The sequence below is a fragment of the Pseudomonas sp. BRG-100 genome (assembly GCF_000737955.1).
Classification (GTDB): Bacteria; Pseudomonadota; Gammaproteobacteria; order Pseudomonadales; family Pseudomonadaceae; genus Aquipseudomonas; species Aquipseudomonas synxantha_A.
On record NZ_JPRX01000001.1, the window covers coordinates 2,646,374 to 2,665,946 of the forward strand.

General features: G+C 59.8%; 19 protein-coding genes. 9 read left to right on the forward strand and 10 right to left on the reverse strand.

What is annotated here, in order from left to right; all coding sequences use genetic code 11:
* Positions 1-247 precede the first annotated feature (247 nt).
* Together JH25_RS15530 and JH25_RS15525 are read left to right on the forward strand one after the other, a co-directional pair.
* Positions 248-568, forward strand: coding sequence for a hypothetical protein (locus JH25_RS15530; protein ID WP_005784302.1), 321 nt, complete (start codon positions 248-250; stop codon positions 566-568).
* Between the two features lie 151 nt (positions 569-719).
* Entirely contained in the window at positions 720-1,352 is a 633-nt protein-coding gene (locus JH25_RS15525) for a TetR family transcriptional regulator (protein ID WP_005784300.1), read from the forward strand.
* A gap of 4 nt (positions 1,353-1,356) precedes the next feature.
* Here the strand turns inward: JH25_RS15525 and JH25_RS15520 are convergent, their stop codons facing one another.
* Positions 1,357-1,854: a C40 family peptidase gene (locus tag JH25_RS15520; protein WP_032881130.1), complete on the reverse strand. Its 498-nt coding sequence runs from the start codon at positions 1,852-1,854 to the stop codon at positions 1,357-1,359.
* A gap of 337 nt (positions 1,855-2,191) precedes the next feature.
* Between JH25_RS15520 and ureE the strand changes: the two genes are divergently transcribed.
* The 5 genes from ureE to JH25_RS15495 all read left to right on the forward strand — a co-directional run bounded on the left by ureE (position 2,192) and on the right by JH25_RS15495 (position 5,880).
* Entirely contained in the window at positions 2,192-2,692 is a 501-nt protein-coding gene (gene ureE, locus JH25_RS15515; protein ID WP_005784297.1) for an urease accessory protein UreE, read from the forward strand.
* Entirely contained in the window at positions 2,689-3,363 is a 675-nt protein-coding gene (locus JH25_RS15510; protein ID WP_032878161.1) for an urease accessory protein UreF, read from the forward strand. Before ureE ends, JH25_RS15510 begins: the two co-directional genes overlap by 4 nt.
* Before the next feature lie 24 nt (positions 3,364-3,387).
* Positions 3,388-4,002: an urease accessory protein UreG gene (gene ureG, locus JH25_RS15505; RefSeq protein ID WP_005784294.1), complete on the forward strand. Its 615-nt coding sequence runs from the start codon at positions 3,388-3,390 to the stop codon at positions 4,000-4,002.
* Between the two features lie 22 nt (positions 4,003-4,024).
* The gene (locus JH25_RS15500; RefSeq protein ID WP_032878162.1) at positions 4,025-4,597 is read left to right on the forward strand and encodes a HupE/UreJ family protein; all 573 of its coding nucleotides are present in this window, start codon (positions 4,025-4,027) and stop codon (positions 4,595-4,597) included.
* 173 nt (positions 4,598-4,770) lie between these two features.
* Positions 4,771-5,880 (forward strand): AGE family epimerase/isomerase, encoded by a 1,110-nt coding sequence (locus JH25_RS15495; protein WP_032878163.1) that lies wholly within the window; start codon positions 4,771-4,773, stop codon positions 5,878-5,880.
* A 108-nt stretch (positions 5,881-5,988) separates the two neighbouring features.
* Here JH25_RS15495 and JH25_RS15490 read toward each other — a convergent pair whose 3' ends face one another.
* The 9 genes from JH25_RS15490 to amaB form a co-directional block, all read right to left on the reverse strand.
* On the reverse strand, positions 5,989-6,894 hold the full coding sequence (locus JH25_RS15490) for a cation diffusion facilitator family transporter (protein WP_005784289.1): 906 nt from the start codon (positions 6,892-6,894) through the stop codon (positions 5,989-5,991).
* Positions 6,895-7,078: 184 nt separating this feature from the next.
* Complete coding sequence (locus tag JH25_RS15485) at positions 7,079-7,843, reverse strand: SDR family oxidoreductase (RefSeq protein WP_032878165.1); 765 nt, start codon at positions 7,841-7,843, stop codon at positions 7,079-7,081.
* Positions 7,844-8,667: 824 nt separating this feature from the next.
* Positions 8,668-9,384 (reverse strand): ABC transporter ATP-binding protein, encoded by a 717-nt coding sequence (locus JH25_RS15480; protein ID WP_005784287.1) that lies wholly within the window; start codon positions 9,382-9,384, stop codon positions 8,668-8,670.
* Positions 9,381-10,256 (reverse strand): ABC transporter ATP-binding protein, encoded by an 876-nt coding sequence (locus tag JH25_RS15475; protein ID WP_005784285.1) that lies wholly within the window; start codon positions 10,254-10,256, stop codon positions 9,381-9,383. Before JH25_RS15475 ends, JH25_RS15480 begins: the two co-directional genes overlap by 4 nt.
* The gene (gene livM / locus JH25_RS15470; protein ID WP_005784284.1) at positions 10,253-11,530 is read right to left on the reverse strand and encodes a high-affinity branched-chain amino acid ABC transporter permease LivM; all 1,278 of its coding nucleotides are present in this window, start codon (positions 11,528-11,530) and stop codon (positions 10,253-10,255) included. The genes JH25_RS15475 and livM overlap by 4 nt, the downstream gene beginning before the upstream one ends.
* A 2-nt stretch (positions 11,531-11,532) precedes the next feature.
* Positions 11,533-12,447 (reverse strand): ABC transporter permease subunit, encoded by a 915-nt coding sequence (locus JH25_RS15465; RefSeq protein WP_003188099.1) that lies wholly within the window; start codon positions 12,445-12,447, stop codon positions 11,533-11,535.
* Positions 12,448-12,648: 201 nt separating this feature from the next.
* Positions 12,649-13,785 carry a branched-chain amino acid ABC transporter substrate-binding protein gene (locus JH25_RS15460; RefSeq protein ID WP_032878167.1) on the reverse strand — a complete coding sequence of 379 codons (1,137 nt, stop codon included), beginning with the start codon at positions 13,783-13,785 and terminating at the stop codon, positions 12,649-12,651.
* 374 nt (positions 13,786-14,159) lie between these two features.
* On the reverse strand, positions 14,160-15,443 hold the full coding sequence (gene amaA / locus JH25_RS15455) for an L-pipecolate oxidase (RefSeq protein ID WP_032878169.1): 1,284 nt from the start codon (positions 15,441-15,443) through the stop codon (positions 14,160-14,162).
* 170 nt (positions 15,444-15,613) lie between these two features.
* The gene (gene amaB, locus JH25_RS15450) at positions 15,614-17,104 is read right to left on the reverse strand and encodes an L-piperidine-6-carboxylate dehydrogenase (protein WP_032878171.1); all 1,491 of its coding nucleotides are present in this window, start codon (positions 17,102-17,104) and stop codon (positions 15,614-15,616) included.
* 153 nt (positions 17,105-17,257) lie between these two features.
* On the opposite strand from amaB, the gene JH25_RS15445 reads away from it, so the two are divergent.
* Positions 17,258-18,148, forward strand: coding sequence for a LysR family transcriptional regulator (locus JH25_RS15445; RefSeq protein ID WP_005784277.1), 891 nt, complete (start codon positions 17,258-17,260; stop codon positions 18,146-18,148).
* 207 nt (positions 18,149-18,355) lie between these two features.
* On the forward strand, positions 18,356-19,570 hold the full coding sequence (pncB, locus tag JH25_RS15440) for a nicotinate phosphoribosyltransferase (RefSeq protein WP_005784275.1): 1,215 nt from the start codon (positions 18,356-18,358) through the stop codon (positions 19,568-19,570).
* Positions 19,571-19,573 lie beyond the last annotated feature (3 nt).

Genomic DNA, 19,573 nt, shown 5'->3' on the forward strand with positions numbered 1-19,573 from the left:
AAAAACGATTTTCCTGATCAAGCAGACAGATTTCATCATCGACAGCGCACCATTGTTACCCAGGTTCGTGTCGAAAATACCCACTGCGGTGCAAAACCGCGTGCTTGAGAGGCTCGATCTAGAGCCTTTGCAGGGAACAATCAATTCTGTTGATTATTACCATTGTGTTTATGAACTTTTATATCGACTTATCAAGAGTAGCATTAGCCCTGTACCCACTTTATCGCCCTCCCAAGGAGCAACCATCATGAAACGCCAATTACTCGCTACCGTCCTGTTATCTGTCCTGGCTTCCAGCGCTTTCGCCCTGCCAGCCGCCGAACAGGCCACTCCACAGAACAAAGCTCAAGCCATGCAGACTAGCCAAACCGTGGCGCGTAGCGGTTCGCAAGAAGACGAAAACCGTGACTACGCCAAAGGTGCTGTCGCTGAAAATGGCTACAATCGCCTGCAAGAGAAAGGTCTGGTAGAAGGCGGTGCTGAACAAGCCAACAAACGCGCCTACACCGAAGGCGTTGCTGAAGGTGGTGCCGACCGTCTGCAAGAACTGCATCAAGCACAGAGCTAAGCCCGTGGTGGCCCAGAAAAAAGCCCGATCAGCCGATCGGGCTTTTGCTTTTATATAGACCGCGTCACGCCTCGCCCCCGCCAAGTTCGACGCCGGCAAAGCGCTTTTGCTAGAGTGCGTCGCTGTACTTGCCGACAAAGCCCATCCGCTCATGCTGCCCCGCGCCGAACAGAAGCAACAGACACGCCTTGCCTTGATGGACGCAGCCCGCCATCTGATGGAGTGTGGCCGTGGGTTTGGCAGCCTGAGCCTGCGCGAAGTGGCCAAGACAGCGGGTATAGTGCCAACTGGTTTCTATCGCCATTTTGCCGACATGGACCAGCTTGGGCTGGTATTGGTCAGCGAAGTCGGCCAGACCTTCCGCGCCACGATCCGCCTGGTGCGCCACAACGAATTCGTGATGGGGGGCATTATCGATGCCTCTGTGCGGATCTTTCTCGACGTAGTTTCGGCCAACCGTTCGCAATTCCTGTTTTTGGCCCGCGAACAGTACGGCGGCTGCCTGGCCGTGCGCCAAGCCATCGGCGCCCTGCGCGAGGACATCACCCGCGACCTGGCCGCCGACCTGACGTTGATGCCAAAATTGCAGCATCTGGATGCAGAAGGTTTACATGTGATGGCCGACCTGATCGTCAAAAGCGTGTTTGCCACCCTGCCCGATATCATCGACCCACCGGCCCATGCCCTGCCGGCCCACCTCACGCCCCAGGCGAAAATCACCCAGCAACTGCGCTTTATCTTTATCGGCCTCAAGCACTGGCAAGGGCTGGGCAGTACCGAGTAATCCCTCAGCCAGCCTTGTGAAAACGCTTGGCCGTTGTGTAGTTCTTGCTCCAGTACTTATTGCTCAACGAATCGATACGCACATGCTTGCCGGTACGCGGTGAATGGATGAACTTGCCTTCGCCGATATACAGCCCGACGTGACTCACCTGCCCTCGCCCGTTGCCTTTGAAAAATACGGCATCGCCCGGTTTTAACGCTTTTCGCTTGATGGTTGCAGCGGTTGAACGGTGCATCGCCGCAGTGGTGCGCGGCAGCTGAATGTTGGCTTCGGTCTTGAACAGATAGACCAGGAAACTGCTGCAATCAAACCCCTGCTCGGCAGACGTACCGCCCCACTTGTAGGGAGTGCCGAGCAGTTGATGGGCGCGGTCGATCACATCGTCGACCGAAGACGCCGCATGGCTTGAAGCGAAAGTCGGCGGCTGTTGAAGATTGGCCGAGGCTGACGAGATAACACACGACAGGCCGACAATGACTGAACAAATAAATGACTTGAACATGATGAACATCGCGGTGAATTAAACACGGCGCGAATCTTAAAGAACCATCACGTAAGCCCACGAAGGCCGATTCTCGGGTCTTTGTAGGATAAATCCTTAAAAACGCAACGGATAATTGGATGAAAGAAATTTCATGCAGCACCAGGCTTCTTTCAGGGAAAACGCCCTTTTCCAGTGCTATAACCGCTCATGTGCACCAAATTTGAACGCTCTATACAACCCGTGGATGCCCTATCCATGCGCAACCACCTGCACTGACAGGAAACTCCTACGCCAATAGCAGGTTGGCAAGCCCCTTGCTCTAGCACTGCTATCGCTCATAGCTGGAAGCCTACCGATGCTGGTGATCCACCGCCGAATCGCCCCCCAAGCCCTCTGGGCCGCTGAGTTGCTGCTGAACTTCGAAGCCCGCAGCAAAAGCCGCCTGCGCTGTTTCAGTGCCGACGGTGAAGACGTCGGCCTGTTTTTGGAGCGTGGACAGCCGCCCTTGCACGATGGCGAGTTCCTACAAGCTGAAGACGGACGTGTCGTACGCGTTTGCGCCCGCCCTGAACAACTGCTGCACGTCACTTGCCGCAACGCCTTTGAACTGACCCGCGCTGCCTATCACCTGGGTAACCGCCATGTGGCCCTGCAAGTCGGCGACGGCTGGCTGCGCCTGCTCGACGACTACGTGCTCAAGGCGATGCTGGAACAGTTGGGCGCCGACACGCAAACCATCGAGGCGCCGTTCCAGCCGGAACATGGCGCCTACGGCGGCGGCCATCATCATTCGCGCCATGGCGACGAAGACTTCAACTACCCGCCCAAGCTGCACCAGTTCGGCGTACGTCTATGAACCCAGCCTGGGCGCTGTTGCGCCTGGCCAGTCCGCAGTTGCCGATTGGCGGCTACAGCTATTCCCAGGGCCTGGAAATGGCTGTGGACAACGGCCGCGTACAGGATGCCGCGAGCGCAGGGCGCTGGATCAGCGATCAGTTGCTGCTCAACCTTGCGCGCTTCGAAGCGCCGCTGTTGCTCGGCCATTGCCGCGCTGCCGCTGAACAGGACTGGCCTGGGCTGGCGCAATTGTGCGAAGAACACCGCGCCAGCCGTGAGACCCGCGAGCTGTATCAGGAGAGCCGGCAAATGGGTTACTCCCTGCAGCAACTGCTCAATGGCTTACCGGAACTGGACAGCACCGCCCGTGAGTTCCTTGCACAACGCGGCGAACCGCACCTGGCTCTTGGCTGGGCCCTGGCCGCCCGCGCCTGGCACATCAGCCCCGACGATGCCCTCGCCGCGTGGCTGTGGAGCTGGCTGGAGAACCAATTGGCCGTGCTGATGAAAACCCTGCCACTGGGCCAGCAAGCCGCGCAACGCCTGACCAGCGAACTGCTGCCCTTGCTACAGCAAGCCCAGCAGGACGCCGAGCGCATTGACCCTGCGCGGTTGGGCAGCGCCGCCTTTGGCCTGTCCCTGGCGTGCATGGCCCACGAACGCCAGTACAGCCGCCTGTTTCGTTCCTGAACGTTTTTTATTGTGGAGAAGCACATGAACACACAACCCCTGCGCGTCGGAATCGGCGGCCCGGTGGGCTCCGGCAAGACCGCCCTGACCCTGGCCCTGTGCCTGGCGCTGCGTGATCGCTATAACCTGGCGGTGGTCACCAACGACATCTATACCCGCGAAGACGCCGACTTTCTGGTACGTAACAAGGCACTGGCGCCGGAGCGCATCATCGGCGTGGAGACCGGCGGCTGCCCGCACACGGCGATTCGCGAAGATGCTTCGATCAACCTTGAGGCCGTGGACCAGCTCAACCGCCGCTTTCCCGGCCTGGACCTGATCCTGGTGGAGTCCGGCGGCGACAACCTGTCAGCCACCTTCAGCCCGGAACTCTCAGACCTGACCATTTATGTGATCGATGTGTCCGCTGGTGACAAGCTGCCACGCAAAGGCGGGCCCGGTATTTGCAAATCCGACTTGCTGGTGATCAACAAGATCGACCTGGCCCCGCTGGTGGGCGCCTCGCTGGAGTTGATGAACAGCGACACCCAGCGGATGCGCAACGGCAAACCCTTTGTGTTCAGCAACCAGAAAACCGGAGTCGGCCTGGACGACATCGTCGCCTTCATCGAACGCCAGGGCTTGCTGACCGCCGCCTGATCAACCCATAAGGAACCTGTCCATGAGCCTCAACAAACTCTTCGCCGCTGCCGCGCTGCTGCTGGCCCCTGCCCTGGCCTTCGCGCACCCTGGCCACGGCGACAATGGCCTGGTGGCCGGCATCAGCCATCCCTTGGGCGGCCTCGATCACTTGCTGGCCATGGTTGCGGTCGGCCTGTGGGCGGCCCAACAGAAAGGCGTCGCGCGCTGGGCACTGCCATGCACCTTCGTCGGCACCATGCTGATCGGCGGGGTGTTGGGTTTTGAAGGGCTGCAATTGCCGGCGCTGGAAAGCGGGATTGCCGCTTCGGTGCTCGCCCTGGGCCTGGCCGTGGCACTGGCGGTGCGGCCGCCGCTGTTCATGGCGGTGGGTGCCACGGCATTGTTTGCGTTGTTTCACGGCGTGGCCCATGGCCTTGAACTGCCGGACATGACCAGCCCTTGGGCGTATGCCATTGGGTTTGTGGGTGCGACCGCGGCGTTGCATGCCGCCGGTTATGCAGTGGTGCGCTTTTTGCCAGCGGCTGCAGCACCCTTGGTGCGGGTGGCCGGGGCGGCTTCGGCAGCGACTGGGGTGTGGTTGTTGGCGGGCTGATCGTCAGCGACTGCAAGGACCTCATCGCAGGCAAGCCAGCTCCCACATTTGAGAGGGTTCACACTTCAAAAATGTGGGAGCGGGCTTGCCCGCGATAGTGCCAGTACAAACACCACCGATCCCAAGCCTGCTACCATGCGCGGCAAACACCCCTGCCGTGACGACGCCAGCCAATGCCCATCGCTTCCCCCTCTTCCCTGACGCCTGTGCTCACGCACTTCCATGACCTGATCGTGCCCCTCTGGCAAGGTCCGGGTTGGAATGCCGACCTCGCACTGCCCTTTGAGGCACTGGATGCCGATCATCAACCATTGCCCCCACAACGCTATCGCGCCATGGCGTGCGCCCGGCAGCTGTACCTGTTCGCCAGCCTGATCGGCGAGCCAGGTGCGGCCTTTGCCGATGAACGGGCGGCGGCGCTGTTCCGCTCCCTGCAGCGGCACTTCCATGATGCCGAGCACGGCGGCTGGTTCTACAGCATCGACCCGGCCGGCCAACCGCTGGACAAGCGCAAGGACCTCTACACCCACGCGTTCATCATCTTTGCCTGTGCCCATTACTGGGCCAAGGTGCGTGAACCCTTGGTGGAGTCAGTGCTCAACGCCGCACTGGAAGTTGTGGCTCAACGCTTTGCCACAGGCGATGGCTTGTATGAGGCCGTACTTGAGCGCAACTGGGCCTCGCTGAAATCCGGCCCGTTGCAAAACCCGCTGATGCACTTGGCCGAGGGCTTCCTCGCCACCCTCGCGGTACGCGAGGACGCGCAGGTACAAGCGGCACTGCTGGCACTGGCGACGGCCATGCAGCAACGCTTCATCGACCGCGAGCACGGCGTGATGCTGGAGAAACCGCTGGGCGCTGTGGATAACTGGTTTGAGCCAGGGCACCAGTTCGAATGGTTCTTTTTGCTGGAATCCTCAGAGGTGCTGCGCGGCACGCCGCTGCATGCATCACTGACACGGGCGTTTGCCTATGCCGAGCAAAAGGGTGTGGATAAGTTAAGCGGTGCGGTCAGTGGCATGTTGGCACTCGATGGCACGGTGCGCGACGGCACTCAGCGCATCTGGGCCCAGGCGGAATACCTGCGAGCACTGACCTTGCGTCCCGGCAGCGAGACGGTGCTGCAACGTCAATTGCTGGCGCTGCAACAGCGTTTTCTGCATGCAAAGGGCTGGCATGAATGCCTGGATGCCGACGGTAAGGTGAGCCGGCGGGATATGCCTTCTACCACCCCTTATCATTTGGCGACTTGCTATCAGGGTCTGGTCCAGCATCTGGGCTGACCTGCAAGGCCCCATCGCAGGCAAGCCAGCTCCCACACCTTAATGTGCGAACCCAATCAATGTGGGAGCTGGCTTGCCTGCGATAGCCTCACCTCGGTCTAACAGACGTTATGCAATCCACTTGCGATCGCCCGTAAAACTGATCGTCAACCAACGCGCCGCATCCGGCGTGCCCAGCCCTGTGGATATCTCTTCGCGCAACCTGTCGAGGGTCGCGACCTTATCCACTGGGTAATCGGCCGGCAGCACTACATGAATCTCGATAAACCGCGCCCGCCCGTGCTTCTGCACATAGGACACGTAGTCATCGAAACCATGCCTGGCCTGCGCCGCATCCATCACTTCGCGTACTTTATCGTCCAGGTGATCCGGCGCGATCCCCAGCACTTCACGCAACGCCGGGCGCAGGATCTTGAACGCTGGCGCCAGCATACTCAGGGCCAACAGGATCAAAATCAGCGGGTCGACGTACACCGCCCATTCGCCATAGCCCTGGGACTTGAGCAGCAGTGCGGCAAGGAAGCTGATCAGCAAGCCCACCGACAGCATTGCGTCCACCAGCCAACTGATGTTGTCGAACTGGATCAGCGACGATTTAAGCGTGCGGTTGCGGTAGCGCACATAAAAGAAGTAGGCGAACTCCACGACGGTAAACACCGCCGCATAAATGATCACCAGCCCCAACTCGATCTCGCGCCCGCCGTTGATGATGCCGAACACACCATTGAGGAACGCGTAGATGGCGATCAGCAGCAGGAAACTGCCTTCGATCAACAGCACCATCGGTTCCAGGTGCCAATAGCCGAACTGGAAGCGCTCGTTGCTTTTCTTGGCGATCAGCTTGGCCGTGATCAGCATCAGCACCTTGATGGCGGTGGCGATCAGCGAGAAAAAGCCGTCGAATAAAATGGATTGGGCGCCGGATATGACACCCGTGACAATCCCGGCGATCGCCACGGCGAACATCAGGATGGTCGATTGTTTGAGCAGTGCCTGCTCACCTCGGTTACTCACATTTCCTCCTGTCAAAACCTTTAAACCGCACAGTGCGGAGGGTTTTCAGGAGCGGAGTGTACCTTATGGCCTGTTTTTGGCCGATTTACCGCTATCGGGGCAAGCCCCCTCCCACACTTGATCTGCGAACCCGATCAATGTGGGAGGGGGCTTGCCCCCGATGCAGGCGACGCGGTCTAAGGCCCTATTTGGCCCCCCGCTCAATCGCAAACCCAGCCCAGGTCTGGCTCACAGGCATCAGCTCCAACCGGTTGATATTCACGTGCGCCGGCGTATTCATCACCCAGAAAATCGTGTCGGCAATATCCTGCGGCTGAATCGGCTCGGCACCTGCGTAGGTGGCGTCATAACGCGCCTGGTCACCGCCAAAGCGCACCAGCGAGAACTCGCTCTCGCACAGGCCCGGCTCGATGTTGGTCACACGCACGCCAGTGCCTTGCAGGTCGCAGCGCAGGTTCAACGAGAACTGCTTCACGAACGCCTTGGAGCCGCCATACACATGGCTGCCGGGGTACGGGTAGTTACCGGCGATGGAACCCAGGTTGATGATCCCCGCACCACGGCCATGAGCAATCAGGCGCGGCAGCAGCAGGTTGGTAGTGGTCAGCAGGCCCTTGATATTGGTGTCGACCATGGTTTCCCAGTCGTCGAGGTCGCACTTGGGGGCCGGATCAGTGCCCACGGCCAGGCCAGCGTTGTTGATCAGGCCACGCAGTTTGGCGAACGACGGCGGCAAGTTGGCGATGGCCTCCTCCATGCCTTTGCGATCGCGCACATCCACCACCAGGCCATGCACTTCGGTCTGCCTGGAAAGTTCTTCGACCAAGGCATTCAAGCGCTCGGCACGACGACCGGTGAGCACCAGTTTCCAGCCGGCTTCGGCAAAACGACGGGCACAGGCCTCGCCGAAACCTGAAGTAGCGCCAGTAATGAATAGCGTGTCGGACATGGTGTTCTCCTTGAGTGCATCGGGGAAAAAAGTTGCCAGCAGAATGCCCTTCCGCCGCGGCTGCGGCAACCGCTACGCACGTAACTTCACACGCAACTGTGCGTTTTTTAACCACCCCAAGCAAAGCCTTATAAACCGTGGCCTGCAGCCATATGCGCGCAGGTTATCCACAACTGCGCCCACAGTCTTTGGGGGCAAGTGCAAATCGCTCGAAGCCACTGTGTACAAGGCTTGCAGGCGTTTTTAGAAAGTTTTTTGCTTGACCTTGGCTGGGGCGTATGTAGCCCCTGAAAAATTCGGAAAAACGCAACGATGGCTTCAGGCCAGTCATTCCGGCCCCTGCGGGCGTCTTTCCAGAGTTTAGTCACAGACTTATCCACAGGCTGGATGGACATATTCCGGTCATATACCTGTGTCTTTAAACAGGTTGACAAAGCCGGTAGAGGGTCGAGAAAAAGCCGCCGATCAAAAAACAACCACAACGCTACAGGCCCCGTATTCAAAGGCTTTCAGCCAAGTACACCCACGTTACCCACAGCCGGTTCCACAGTGGATGGGGACAAGTCAAAACTGTGACAAAACAGGGATTTGCGGCGGCTATATGTCGCGCTTTGGAGGTGGGCTGGATTTGTTTTCCACAATTTGGTGGAGGGCTTGTTGACACCGCAAAAACAAATGTGGGAACCGGGCCTTGGGTGGGAGCTGGCTTGCCTGCGATGCAGCCACCTCGGTATGCCAGCTAAACCGAGGTGATGCTATCGCGGGCAAGCCCGGCTCCCACATAAGGCCAGGTTCCCACAGGGGTGATGTGTCTGGACTTGAGGTCAGTGACCGCCCAGGTAGGCGTTGCGCACTTCCTCGTTCACCAGCAGCTCTTTACCGGTGCCCGTCAGGCGAATCTCGCCATTGACCATCACATACGCCCGATCCGACAAGCGCAGCGCATGGTTGGCGTTCTGCTCCACCAGGAAGATGGTCATCCCGGTAGACGCCAGCTCGCGCAGGGTAGAAAAGATCTGCTTCACCACAATCGGCGCCAGTCCCAGGCTTGGCTCGTCGAGCAGCAACAGTTTGGGCCGGCTCATCAGCGCACGAGCGATGGCGAGCATTTGCTGCTCGCCGCCGGACATGGTCATGGCGCGCTGGTTACGCCGCTCCTTGAGCCTGGGGAACAGCTCGAACATGCGTTGCATATCCTCGCTGGCAAACTTGTCGCCAATGGGGATGGTGCCCATCAGCAGGTTTTCCTCGACGGTCATGTCGGGGAACACCCGCCGCCCTTCCGGCGACTGCGCAATGCCGTTGGAGGCGATGTAGTGGGACGACTTGTGGGTAATGTCGACGCCGTTGTACAGAATCTGCCCCGACTCGGCCCGAGGCTGGCCGAAGATCGACATCAGCAGCGTGGACTTTCCCGCGCCGTTGGAGCCGATCAGGCTGACGGTTTCGCCTTCGTTGATGTGCAGCGAGACTTTCTTCAACGCCTGGATCGGGCCGTAGAACACGTCCAGGTCCTTCATTTCGAGGATAGGTGCGCTCATACCAACTCCTCTTCGTCCGCGCCCAGGTAGGCGGCGATCACTTTCGGGTCGTTGCGGATCGCGTCGGGGCCGCCTTCGGCGATCACGTTGCCGTGGTCCAGCACCACAATGTGGTCGGAAATACTCATCACCATGCCCATGTCGTGTTCGATCAGCACCACCGTGAGGTCGTGTTCGTCGCGCAGCAGGCGAATCATCGCGCTGAGGGCTTCGGTTTCCTGAGGGTTGAGGCCCGCTGCCGGTTCGTCCAGGCAGATGATCTGCGGCCGCGTGCACATGGCGCGGGCGATTTCCAGGCGGCGCTGCTGGCCATAGGAGAGCTCGCCAGCCAGGCGGTTGGCGCAGTCCACCAGGTCCACAACCTCCAGCCAGTAGAACGCACAGTCCAGGGCATCACTTTCAGCCTTGCGGTAGCCCTTGGTATTGAGGATGCCCGCGAGCATGTTGCGGTTGACCCACATGTGCTGGGCCACCAGCAGGTTTTCCAGCACCGACATTTCCTTGAACAGGCGAATGTTCTGGAAGGTCCGTGCCAGGCCGGCGCGGTTTACCAGGTGGGTGCCGCCGAACATCTTGTAGTACACGCGGCTGAGGAAGCTTTTGGGCGACACGAAGTCGGTGGCCTCAAAGCGCTCACCCAACAACTGGATGACGTTGGTTTGCTTGCCGCGCACGTTGAGTTCGATCTTGCCGCCGCTGGCTTTGTAAAAGCCGGTGAGGCAGTTGAACACCGTGGTTTTGCCGGCGCCATTGGGGCCGATCAGGGCAAATATCGAGTTGCGTTCGACCTTGAGGCTGACATCGCTCAGGGCCTTGATGCCACCGAAGTGCATCATCAGGTGTTCGACAGATAGCACGACTTCCTTGCTCATGGCGCTACCCCCTTGCGTGGCGTCACACCGGTGCGGCTGATCCGAATCAAGCCACGCGGTCTCCAGATCATCATCACCACCATCAACACGCCAAACAGCAGCACACGGTATTCGGAGAAGCTGCGCAGCAATTCAGGCGCCACGGTCAGCACGAATGCCGCAATCACCACGCCGACTGTCGAGCCCATGCCGCCCAACACCACGATGGCGAGGATCAAAGCCGACTCGAAGAAGGTAAACGACGACGGGTTGACGAAGCCCTGGTAACTGGCAAAGAACACCCCGGCCAAACCTGCGGTTGAAGCGCCGATGGTGAACGCCGAGAGCTTGACCAGCACGTGGTTCAGGCCCATGGAGCGGCAGGCGATTTCATCTTCACGCAAGGCTTCCCAAGCACGACCGACTGGCATACGCGTGAGGCGATGCTTGATGTACAGCACGGCCAGCACCACCAGAAACAGCACGATGTAGATGAACATGAACTTGATGTTGGGGTTGTAATCGATGCCGAAGAACTCGTGGAACGGGATGCCGCCATCTTTGGCACGCTTGCCGAACTCAAGGCCCAGGAACGTCGGCGAAGGCACCGGCATACCGTTGGGGCCGCCGGTGAATGACAGCCAGTTGTTGAGCACCAGGCGGATGATTTCACCAAAGCCCAGGGTCACGATGGCCAGGTAGTCACCGTGCATTCGCAGCACCGGGAAGCCGAGTATGCACCCCGCCAGTGCCGCCGCGATTGCCGCCAGCGGCAGCACCGTCCAGAACCCCAGGCCGAGGTATTGATAACCCAGCGCCAGGCCGTAGGCACCGATGGCATAGAACGCCACGTAACCCAGGTCGAGCAGGCCGGCCAGGCCCACCACGATGTTCAGGCCAAGGCCAAGCAACACGTAGATCAGCCCGAGAATCACCACGGTCAGCAGGTATTTGTTGGCGAAGATCGGGAACACGATGGCGATCACGATCAACGCCGGGATGATCCAGCGCAACCGCGATTTGTAGTCCGGTGGCAGCACGTGCACACCCGAGCCGCTGCTTTCAAAACCCTGCAGAATCTTCACGCCCTTGGGGGTTTGCAGGAACAGGCTGAGGGCAAAACGGCCGGCCATGACGATGGCGACCAACGTGGCAACGCGCAGCGGCTCCAGGTTGAAGCTGTAGCCGTCGAGCACTACGCCGACGATGGGCCCGAACACGATCAGCGAAATCAGCCCGGCGAGGACCGTATCGACCACACTTTTCTTGATATCGATAGATTTGGCAGCAGACATGTTTACACCTTCGCCACGAGTGGGCGACCAAGCAGGCCCTGGGGACGGAAAATCAGAATCACCACCAGCAGGGAGAAACTGAACACATCTTTGTAGTCAGAGTTGATCAACCCCGAGAACAGCGACTCGGAGATACCAAGGATGATCCCGCCCAGCATCGCCCCAGGCAGGGAGCCGATGCCGCCGAGTACCGCCGCGGTAAACGCCTTGATGCCGATGATGAAGCCGGCATAGAAGTCGAAGGTGCCGTAGTTGAGGGTGATAAGCACGCCGGCCAGGGCAGCCATGGCCGCGCCGATGACGAACACGTAGGAGATCACCCGGTCGGTGTTGATGCCCAGGATCGAGGCCATCTTGCGGTCTTGCTGGGTGGCGCGGCACATGCGACCCAGCTTGGTGTACTTGATGATGTAGGTGAGCAACGCCATGCCGGCGAATGCCGCCACGAGGATGAACACTTTGGTGTAGGTCAGTTGCACGAAGCCAGTGCCGATATCGACGCGCCAGGCGCCGGCCAGCAGGGTCGGGATACCTTGTTGCTTGGCGCCCTGGGCGATCTGTGCGTAGTTCTGCAGGATCAGCGAGATGCCGATGGCGCTGATCAGCGGAGCCAGTCGGGTGGAGTTGCGCAACGGTTTATAGGCGACCCGTTCAATGACCCAACCGTACACGCCGGTGACGACCACGGTGAAGATCAAGGTGCCGAGAATGAGCAGCGGGAAGGATTCGATGCCGAAGTAAGCCAGCAGTGCCAGACTGATCGCCGCGAGGTAAGCGGAAATCATATAAACCTCGCCGTGGGCGAAGTTGATCATGCCAATGATGCCATAGACCATTGTGTAGCCGATGGCGATCAGGCCATAGACCGACCCGAGGGTCAGGCCGTTGACCAGTTGCTGCAGGAAAATACCATCCATAACGCAATCTCACGCGGTGAGCACCTGCACACCGGTGGGTGTGCGGCGCTTCTGGAGGAAAAAACAGATCTCAATAACAACACCGTTCCCCTGTGGGAGGGGGCATGCTCCCGATTTCGGTGGGTCAGTCATGCATGTGTTGGCTGACACTGCGCTATCGGGAGCAAGCCCCCTCCCACATTGGAACTGTGGTGCTCAGCCTTACTTCTGTTTTTCCAGCTGATGGTACTTACCGTCCTTGTCCCACTGGTAAACCACATAGTCAGAGACTTTCAGGTCACCTTTGCCGTCCCATTCCTTCTTGCCCATTACCGTCTGCACGGGGTTGGCCTTGAGCCACTTGGCCGCGTCTTCGCCCTTGTTGGACTTGGCACCGTTGAAGCCGGCGGCCAGGGCCTGGATCGAGGCGTAGGCATACAGGGTGTAGCCTTCAGGCTCGGTGCCGTTTTTGCGGAACTCTTCAACCACGGTCTTGCTGTCCGGCAACAGGCGCGGATCGGCGCCGAAGGTCATGTAGACGCCATCGACGTACTGCGCACCACCGGCGGTCGCCACCAGTTCGTCGGTCACTACGCCGTCATCGGACATGAACTTGACGTCTTTGAGGCCCGCTTCACGGATCTGGCGCACCAATGGGCCGGCCTCTGGATGCAAGCCGCCGAAGTACACGACGTCGGCGCCCAGGGAGCGGATCTTGGTGACCAGGGCGCTGAAGTCTTTCTCGCCACGGGTCAGGCCCTCTTCCAGCACCGGCTTGACGCCACGCTTGGTCAACTGCGCAGCGGTGGCGTCGGCCAGGCCTTTGCCGTAGGTGTCCTTGTCGTTGATCACCGCGACTTTCTTGCCCTTGAGCACATCGACGATGTAGTCGCCGGCGACGATGCCTTGCTGGTCGTCACGCCCGCACATACGGAACATCGCGGCCAGGCCGCGCTCGGTGACCTGTGGATTGGTGGAGCCTGGGGTGATGGCGATGATGCCGGCTTCGTCGTAGACCTCAGACGCCGGGATGGTGTTGGACGAGCAGAAGTGCCCGACCACACCGATCACCTTGTCCTGGTCCGCCAGGCGGTTGGCCACGGCCACGGCTTGCTTGGGTTCGCAGGCGTCATCGCCGGCAATCAGCTTGATCTGCTCGCCGTTGATGCCGCCGGCCTTGTTGATAACGTCGGCTGCCGCCTGGGCACCCTTCATGTACTGCTCACCGAAAGCGGCGTTGGCACCCGTCATCGGGCCCGCCACACCAATTTTCACATCAGCTTGAACAAACGTAGAAACACCCAGCGCCGCTGCAACGGCGAGGGCCAGAAAACCTTTCTTGTAAAACGTCTGGGACATGAGTGGTGCTCCGATATTTTTGATTTTTGGCACGACAACTTGCATTCAAACTTTTCACTGAAAGCTCAGAGCAAGCCGCGTGCCATTACTTTTTTATTCTTCAAAAAGACACGGTGTCATTGTTATTACAGGCGTTTCGACGCCTTTTGCCAGGACGTGCAACCGTCTAGCCCCGATAGGTGCAACCAACGAACCAAAAAAGTACAACCCCGCCAGGTCGCAGCTGCAACCAGAGGGATAAACGACAGTTCCTACACCTGTAACAACGTGCGTAACGGAACTGCACATTTACAGTGCGTGATTGCTACGCCTTGCACCAATACAGATGGGTAGCCTGCTAAGAAAAAGCAGGCTTTTGAGCGGTATTTCGCTGATCAGATCACGATCCTCAGACATTGCCCGGCGTGATACAGCGAGAATCCTGCTTCATACAGGCAACTGCGCAGACCTGCACCCGCCAATGGCTGCATCGGTGCAAAGGGGATCGGCAAGGCCTGGGGATTCTGGTGACACAGATAGTCGGCAAACGCCTTGCCGACCACACTGCCGGTGGTCACACCGCGCCCGTTATAGCCGGTGACTGCGACCAGGCCAGGGGCGGGTTCGAACAGCCGCATCAGATGGTCTGGGGTAAACGCGATGCAGCCGGTCCAGGTGTATTCCCACTGCACCGATTTGAGATACGGGAAGTAGTGCTGCTGCACCCGATCGGCCCACGCCTTGAGGAACCAGGCAGGTTTCTGGTTGCCATTGCCCAGGCTGCCAAGCAACAGACGGCCATCGGCATCGCGACGGATGCTGCTCAGTACCTGGCGCGTATCCCACGAGCCCTGGCCACCGGGGAGGATTTGCCGGGCGGCATCATCGGTCAGCGGCGCTGACGCCACCTGATAGTAATAGCCGGGGAAAAAATTGCGCCGCAACTCGGTCCATTCGCCTTCGGTGTAGGCGTTAGAGGCGATCACCACCTGAGCGGCCTGCACCGCGCCCTCGGCGGTCTGCACCGACCAATCGGCACCTTGGCGCTCAAGCTGGGTGACCGGGGAATGGTCAAACAACTGCCCGCCCAGCGCTGCGGCGGCATTCGCCAAGCCCGTGGTGTAGGCCATGGGGTTCAGGGTGCCGGCCCGTCGATCGAGCAAGGCGGCGGAGATTTTTTGGGTGCCGGTAGCTTGCTCACACGCCTGCCCGGTGAGCAATTCGACCGGCGCGCCACGGCGCTTCCATTGCTCTTCACGACTGCGCAAATCCGCCTCGCCACGGGCGTTGTGAGCCATGTGCAAGGTGCCCTCGCGGCGCAATTGGCAATCGATCTTGTATTTGTCGATCAGGCTGAATACCAGGGCCGGCGCTGCGCCCAACATGCGGTTGAGCTGGCTGCCAACCGCCGTGCCGAACCCGGCTTCGATCTCGTCTGGCGGGATCCACATGCCGGCATTGACCAACCCGACGTTACGCCCCGAGCCGCCATGGCCGGTACGATGGGCCTCCAGCACGGCAACGCTTTTACCCTGCTCCAGCAAATGAATGGCCGCCGACAAACCGGTGATACCGGCACCGATCACGCAGACATCCACCTTGAGCGCGCCCCTGAGCGCGGCACGATCCGGCCGGCCGGGGGTGAGGTGTTCCCATAAACATGTTTCGCGTAGTGCCATTGCCAGACTCCGATGAGACCTAACAAACAACTTTTCAGAATTGAAAATCTGATCAAATGTGGGAGGGGGCTTGCTCCCGATAGCGGTGGGTCAGCTACAGATTTGCTGACTGAAACACTGCTATCGGGAGCAAGCCCCCCCACATTTTGATCTCACTTCGACGCGAGGGCTCAGTCGAAGGTAATGCCTTGGGCCAGAGGCAATTCCAGCGAGTAGTTCACGGTATTGGTCTGGCGGCGCATATACCCGCGCCACGCATCCGACCCCGACTCTCGCCCGCCGCCAGTCTCTTTTTCACCGCCAAAGGCCCCCCCGATCTCCGCGCCGCTAGGGCCGATATTGACGTTGGCAATCCCGCAATCACTGCCCACCGCCGACATGAATTGCTCGGCTTCACGCACATCCGTGGTGAAGATGCATGACGACAGCCCCTGTGGCACCGCGTTGTTCAAGCGCAGGGCTTCGGCGAAGTCGGTGTAGCCGACCACGTAGAGAATCGGCGCGAAGGTTTCCGTACACACCACGTCGCTTTGCTCGGGCATTTCCACAATTGCCGGCGAGACGTAGTAAGCGTTGGGGAATGTGTCTTGCAGTTGGCGCTTGCCGCCGAACACCTTGCCGCCTTCGCTCAAGGCTTGCTCCAGGGCGTCCTGCATGTTGTCAAAACCCTGCTTGTCGATCAGCGGGCCGATCAGGTTGCCTTCCAGCGGGTGGCCGATGCGCACCTTGGAGTAGGCAGCCTTGAGGCGGGTGACGATGTCCTCCTTGACCGATTCATGGGCGATCAGCCGGCGCAAGGTGGTGCAGCGTTGGCCGGCAGTGCCGACGGCGCTGAACAGGATGGCGCGCACGGCCATGTCCAGGTCGGCGCTTGGGCCGAGGATCATCGCGTTGTTGCCACCCAGTTCAAGAATGCTACGGGCGAAGCGCGCCGCGACTTTCGGCGCCACTTCGCGGCCCATGCGCGTACTGCCGGTGGCACTGATCAGGGCCACACGCGGGTCGTCCACCAGCGCGGCGCCGGCGTCGCGGCCGCCGATGATCACCTGGCTCAAGTACTCGGGAGCATCGTCAAACTTGCTCAATACGCGCTCGAACAGCGCCTGGCATGCCAGGGCGGTGAGCGGGGTCTTTTCAGAGGGTTTCCAGATCACTGCGTTGCCGCACACCAATGCCAGCGCGGTGTTCCAGGCCCATACGGCCACCGGGAAGTTGAAGGCGCTGATCACCCCGACCACGCCCAGCGGGTGCCAGGTTTCACGCATATGGTGGCCTGGGCGCTCGGAGGCGATGGTCAAGCCGTACAACTGTCGGGACAGGCCCACGGCGAAGTCGCAGATGTCGATCATTTCCTGGACTTCACCCAAGCCTTCCTGGGTGATCTTGCCGGCTTCCCAGGAGACCAGTTCGCCCAGGTCGGCCTTGTATTGGCGCAGTACGTCGCCAAACTGGCGCACCAGCTCGCCACGCCGCGGCGCCGGCACTTTGCGCCAAGCCTCAAATGCATGCTCGGCACGACTGACCTGTTGCTCCACCTCGGCGGCGCCTTCCCAGTGCACACTGCCGATACGGCTGCCATCAATCGGCGAATGCACGGGCTGTTTGCCCGCCTGGTACAGCGCCGGGTTTACCCCGAGACGATCAAGCAATGCGGCAACCATGGGTCACTCCTTCAATCTGCATACAAAAATTCGCGCCGCAATACACACGGCGATCCTGGCCCTATTTGTAGCTGGCCCAAGACTTGCCAACAAACGACGATTAGGCGAGATATCATTCCGTTTATTCATGCAAAGAATAAAAAGAGGCAAGCCGTGCTGAACAAAAGACATTTGCCGTCGATCACCGCTCTGCAGTGCTTCGAAGCCGCCACCCGCCACCTTAGCTTCACCCGCGCCGCCGAAGAGCTGAACCTCACACAAAGCGCCGTGAGCAAACAGGTGGCGCAGTTGGAAGAGTTGTTGCAGCACCTGCTGTTTCGCCGGGTACGCCGCCGCTTGCAGATGACCCCGGCGGGCGATCTGTACCTGGTGGAAGTGCGCAAGATCCTCACCCAGGTGGAGATGTCTACCCATTACCTGCGCTCCTACGGCGGCGAGACCGAGGTGCTGCGCGTGTCCACGCCCTATACCTTCGGCGCGCGCTGGCTGGTGCCGCGCCTCAAGGGTTGGCGCCTGCGTCACCCGCAGATCCACCTGGACCTGTGCAACGAACAGCAGCCGGACGAGCTGCTGCAAGGCAAGGCTGACATGGCGTTCTATTTCGGCCAGGGCGCACGCCCGGGTACCGAAAGCCTCAAACTCTTCAGTGAAGAGCTGGTGCCGGTATGCGCGCCGGAGAGCCTGCCGGCGCAGCCTTTCACCGACCCCACGCAACTGAGCGACCTGGTGTTGCTGCAAAACGCCTCGCGGCCCCAGGGCTGGCATGACTGGTTCGCCAGCCAGGGCTTCCACACCGAGCACAGCTACCACGGGCCGCGGTTCGACACCTTCTATATGTGCATTCGGGCCGCGCAAGTGGGTTGTGGCGTGGCGCTGTTGCCGCGCTTTCTGGTGGAAGAGGAATTGGCCGAGGGCAAGCTGGTGATTCCCTGGCAACATGCGATGCCGAGCCAGGATGCGTATTACCTGGCTTATCCGGAGCATTCGGCGGAGGTGCCGAAGGTGCGCGAATTTGTGAAGTGGATGATGGAGCAGGTGCTTTAGCGCCTGGAGAATCGCCATCGCAGGCAAGCCAGCTCCCACCGTTTGGAATGCATTTCAAATGTGGGAGCTGGCTTGCCTGCGATGGCGCCTCTGGCCTTACTGAAAAAATCACTGGCAAAACCCCACAGGTCTATGCGCCACTAGCCCCCTTCCTTAATTGTGCGTAAAGGCCGGCGCCCATCGCCGAGCCGTCTGGAGATTCCCGTTATGAGCGAGAGTGTGTTTGCCGATCGCATCGTGCAGAACCTGCTCGACACCGACTTCTACAAGCTGACCATGATGCAGGCGGTGCTGCACAACTACCCCAATGTGGAAGTTGAATGGGAGTTCCGTTGCCGCAACAGCGAAGACCTGCGCCCGTACCTGGCGGAAATCCGTTACCAGATCGAACGCCTCGCCGAGTTGAGCCTGAGCCCCGATCAATTGGGTTTTCTGGAACGCATCAGCTTTATGAAGCCGGATTTTTTGCGCTTCCTCGGGCTGTTCCGTTTCAATCTGCGGTATGTGCAGACCGGTATCGAGAACGGCGAGTTGTTTATCCGCCTGCGCGGACCGTGGCTGCATGTGATCCTGTTTGAAGTGCCGATGCTGGCCATCGTCAGCGAAGTGCGTAACCGCTATCGCTACCAGACCGTGATCCTCGAACAGGCCCGCGAACAGCTGTACCGCAAGTTCGATTGGCTGACGGCCAATGCCGCCAGCGATGAACTCTCGGAACTGCAAGTGGCCGACTTCGGCACGCGCCGCCGCTTCTCGTACCGCGTGCAGGAAGAAGTGGTAAGCGTGCTCAAACACGACTTCCCAGGGCGCTTTGTCGGCACCAGCAACGTGCACCTGGCTCGCGAATTCGATATGAAGCCGCTGGGTACCATGGCCCACGAATGGATCATGGCCCACCAGCAACTCGGCCCACGCCTGATCGACAGCCAGATCGCCGCCCTGGATTGCTGGGTGCGTGAGTACCGTGGCCTGCTGGGCATTGCCCTGACCGATTGCATCACCACTGACGCCTTCCTCGGCGACTTCGACTTGTACTTCGCCAAGCTGTTCGACGGCCTGCGCCACGACTCCGGCGATCCGATTCAGTGGGCGGAAAAAGCCATCGCTCACTATCACAAGCTGGGCATCGAGCCGATGAGCAAGACCCTGGTGTTCTCCGACAGTCTGACGCTGCCCAAGGCGTTGGAAATATTCCGCGCGTTGCGGGGTCGGATCAATGTGAGCTTTGGTATCGGCACCAACCTCACCTGCGACATTCCGGGGGTGGAACCGATGAGCATCGTGCTTAAAATGACGGCCTGCAATGGCCAGCCCGTCGCCAAGATTTCCGATGAAGCGGGCAAGACCCATTGCACCGACCCGAATTTTGTCGCCTATTTGCGTCACGTTTTCAAAGTACCTGCCCTATCCAGCAAGGAGTGAAGC

What these genes read in the sequence shown, in the direction of transcription:
- JH25_RS15530 (WP_005784302.1), top strand. Translation starts at nt 248, where the DNA reads ATGAAACGCCAATTACTCGCTACCGTCCTGTTATCTGTCCTGGCTTCC.
- JH25_RS15525 (WP_005784300.1), top strand. Translation starts at nt 720, where the DNA reads ATGCTGCCCCGCGCCGAACAGAAGCAACAGACACGCCTTGCCTTGATG.
- JH25_RS15520 (WP_032881130.1), bottom strand. Translation starts at nt 1,854, where the DNA reads ATGTTCAAGTCATTTATTTGTTCAGTCATTGTCGGCCTGTCGTGTGTT.
- ureE (WP_005784297.1), top strand. Translation starts at nt 2,192, where the DNA reads ATGCTGGTGATCCACCGCCGAATCGCCCCCCAAGCCCTCTGGGCCGCT.
- JH25_RS15510 (WP_032878161.1), top strand. Translation starts at nt 2,689, where the DNA reads ATGAACCCAGCCTGGGCGCTGTTGCGCCTGGCCAGTCCGCAGTTGCCG.
- ureG (WP_005784294.1), top strand. Translation starts at nt 3,388, where the DNA reads ATGAACACACAACCCCTGCGCGTCGGAATCGGCGGCCCGGTGGGCTCC.
- JH25_RS15500 (WP_032878162.1), top strand. Translation starts at nt 4,025, where the DNA reads ATGAGCCTCAACAAACTCTTCGCCGCTGCCGCGCTGCTGCTGGCCCCT.
- JH25_RS15495 (WP_032878163.1), top strand. Translation starts at nt 4,771, where the DNA reads ATGCCCATCGCTTCCCCCTCTTCCCTGACGCCTGTGCTCACGCACTTC.
- JH25_RS15485 (WP_032878165.1), bottom strand. Translation starts at nt 7,843, where the DNA reads ATGTCCGACACGCTATTCATTACTGGCGCTACTTCAGGTTTCGGCGAG.
- JH25_RS15480 (WP_005784287.1), bottom strand. Translation starts at nt 9,384, where the DNA reads ATGAGCGCACCTATCCTCGAAATGAAGGACCTGGACGTGTTCTACGGC.
- JH25_RS15475 (WP_005784285.1), bottom strand. Translation starts at nt 10,256, where the DNA reads ATGAGCAAGGAAGTCGTGCTATCTGTCGAACACCTGATGATGCACTTC.
- livM (WP_005784284.1), bottom strand. Translation starts at nt 11,530, where the DNA reads ATGTCTGCTGCCAAATCTATCGATATCAAGAAAAGTGTGGTCGATACG.
- JH25_RS15465 (WP_003188099.1), bottom strand. Translation starts at nt 12,447, where the DNA reads ATGGATGGTATTTTCCTGCAGCAACTGGTCAACGGCCTGACCCTCGGG.
- JH25_RS15460 (WP_032878167.1), bottom strand. Translation starts at nt 13,785, where the DNA reads ATGTCCCAGACGTTTTACAAGAAAGGTTTTCTGGCCCTCGCCGTTGCA.
- amaA (WP_032878169.1), bottom strand. Translation starts at nt 15,443, where the DNA reads ATGGCACTACGCGAAACATGTTTATGGGAACACCTCACCCCCGGCCGG.
- amaB (WP_032878171.1), bottom strand. Translation starts at nt 17,104, where the DNA reads ATGGTTGCCGCATTGCTTGATCGTCTCGGGGTAAACCCGGCGCTGTAC.
- pncB (WP_005784275.1), top strand. Translation starts at nt 18,356, where the DNA reads ATGAGCGAGAGTGTGTTTGCCGATCGCATCGTGCAGAACCTGCTCGAC.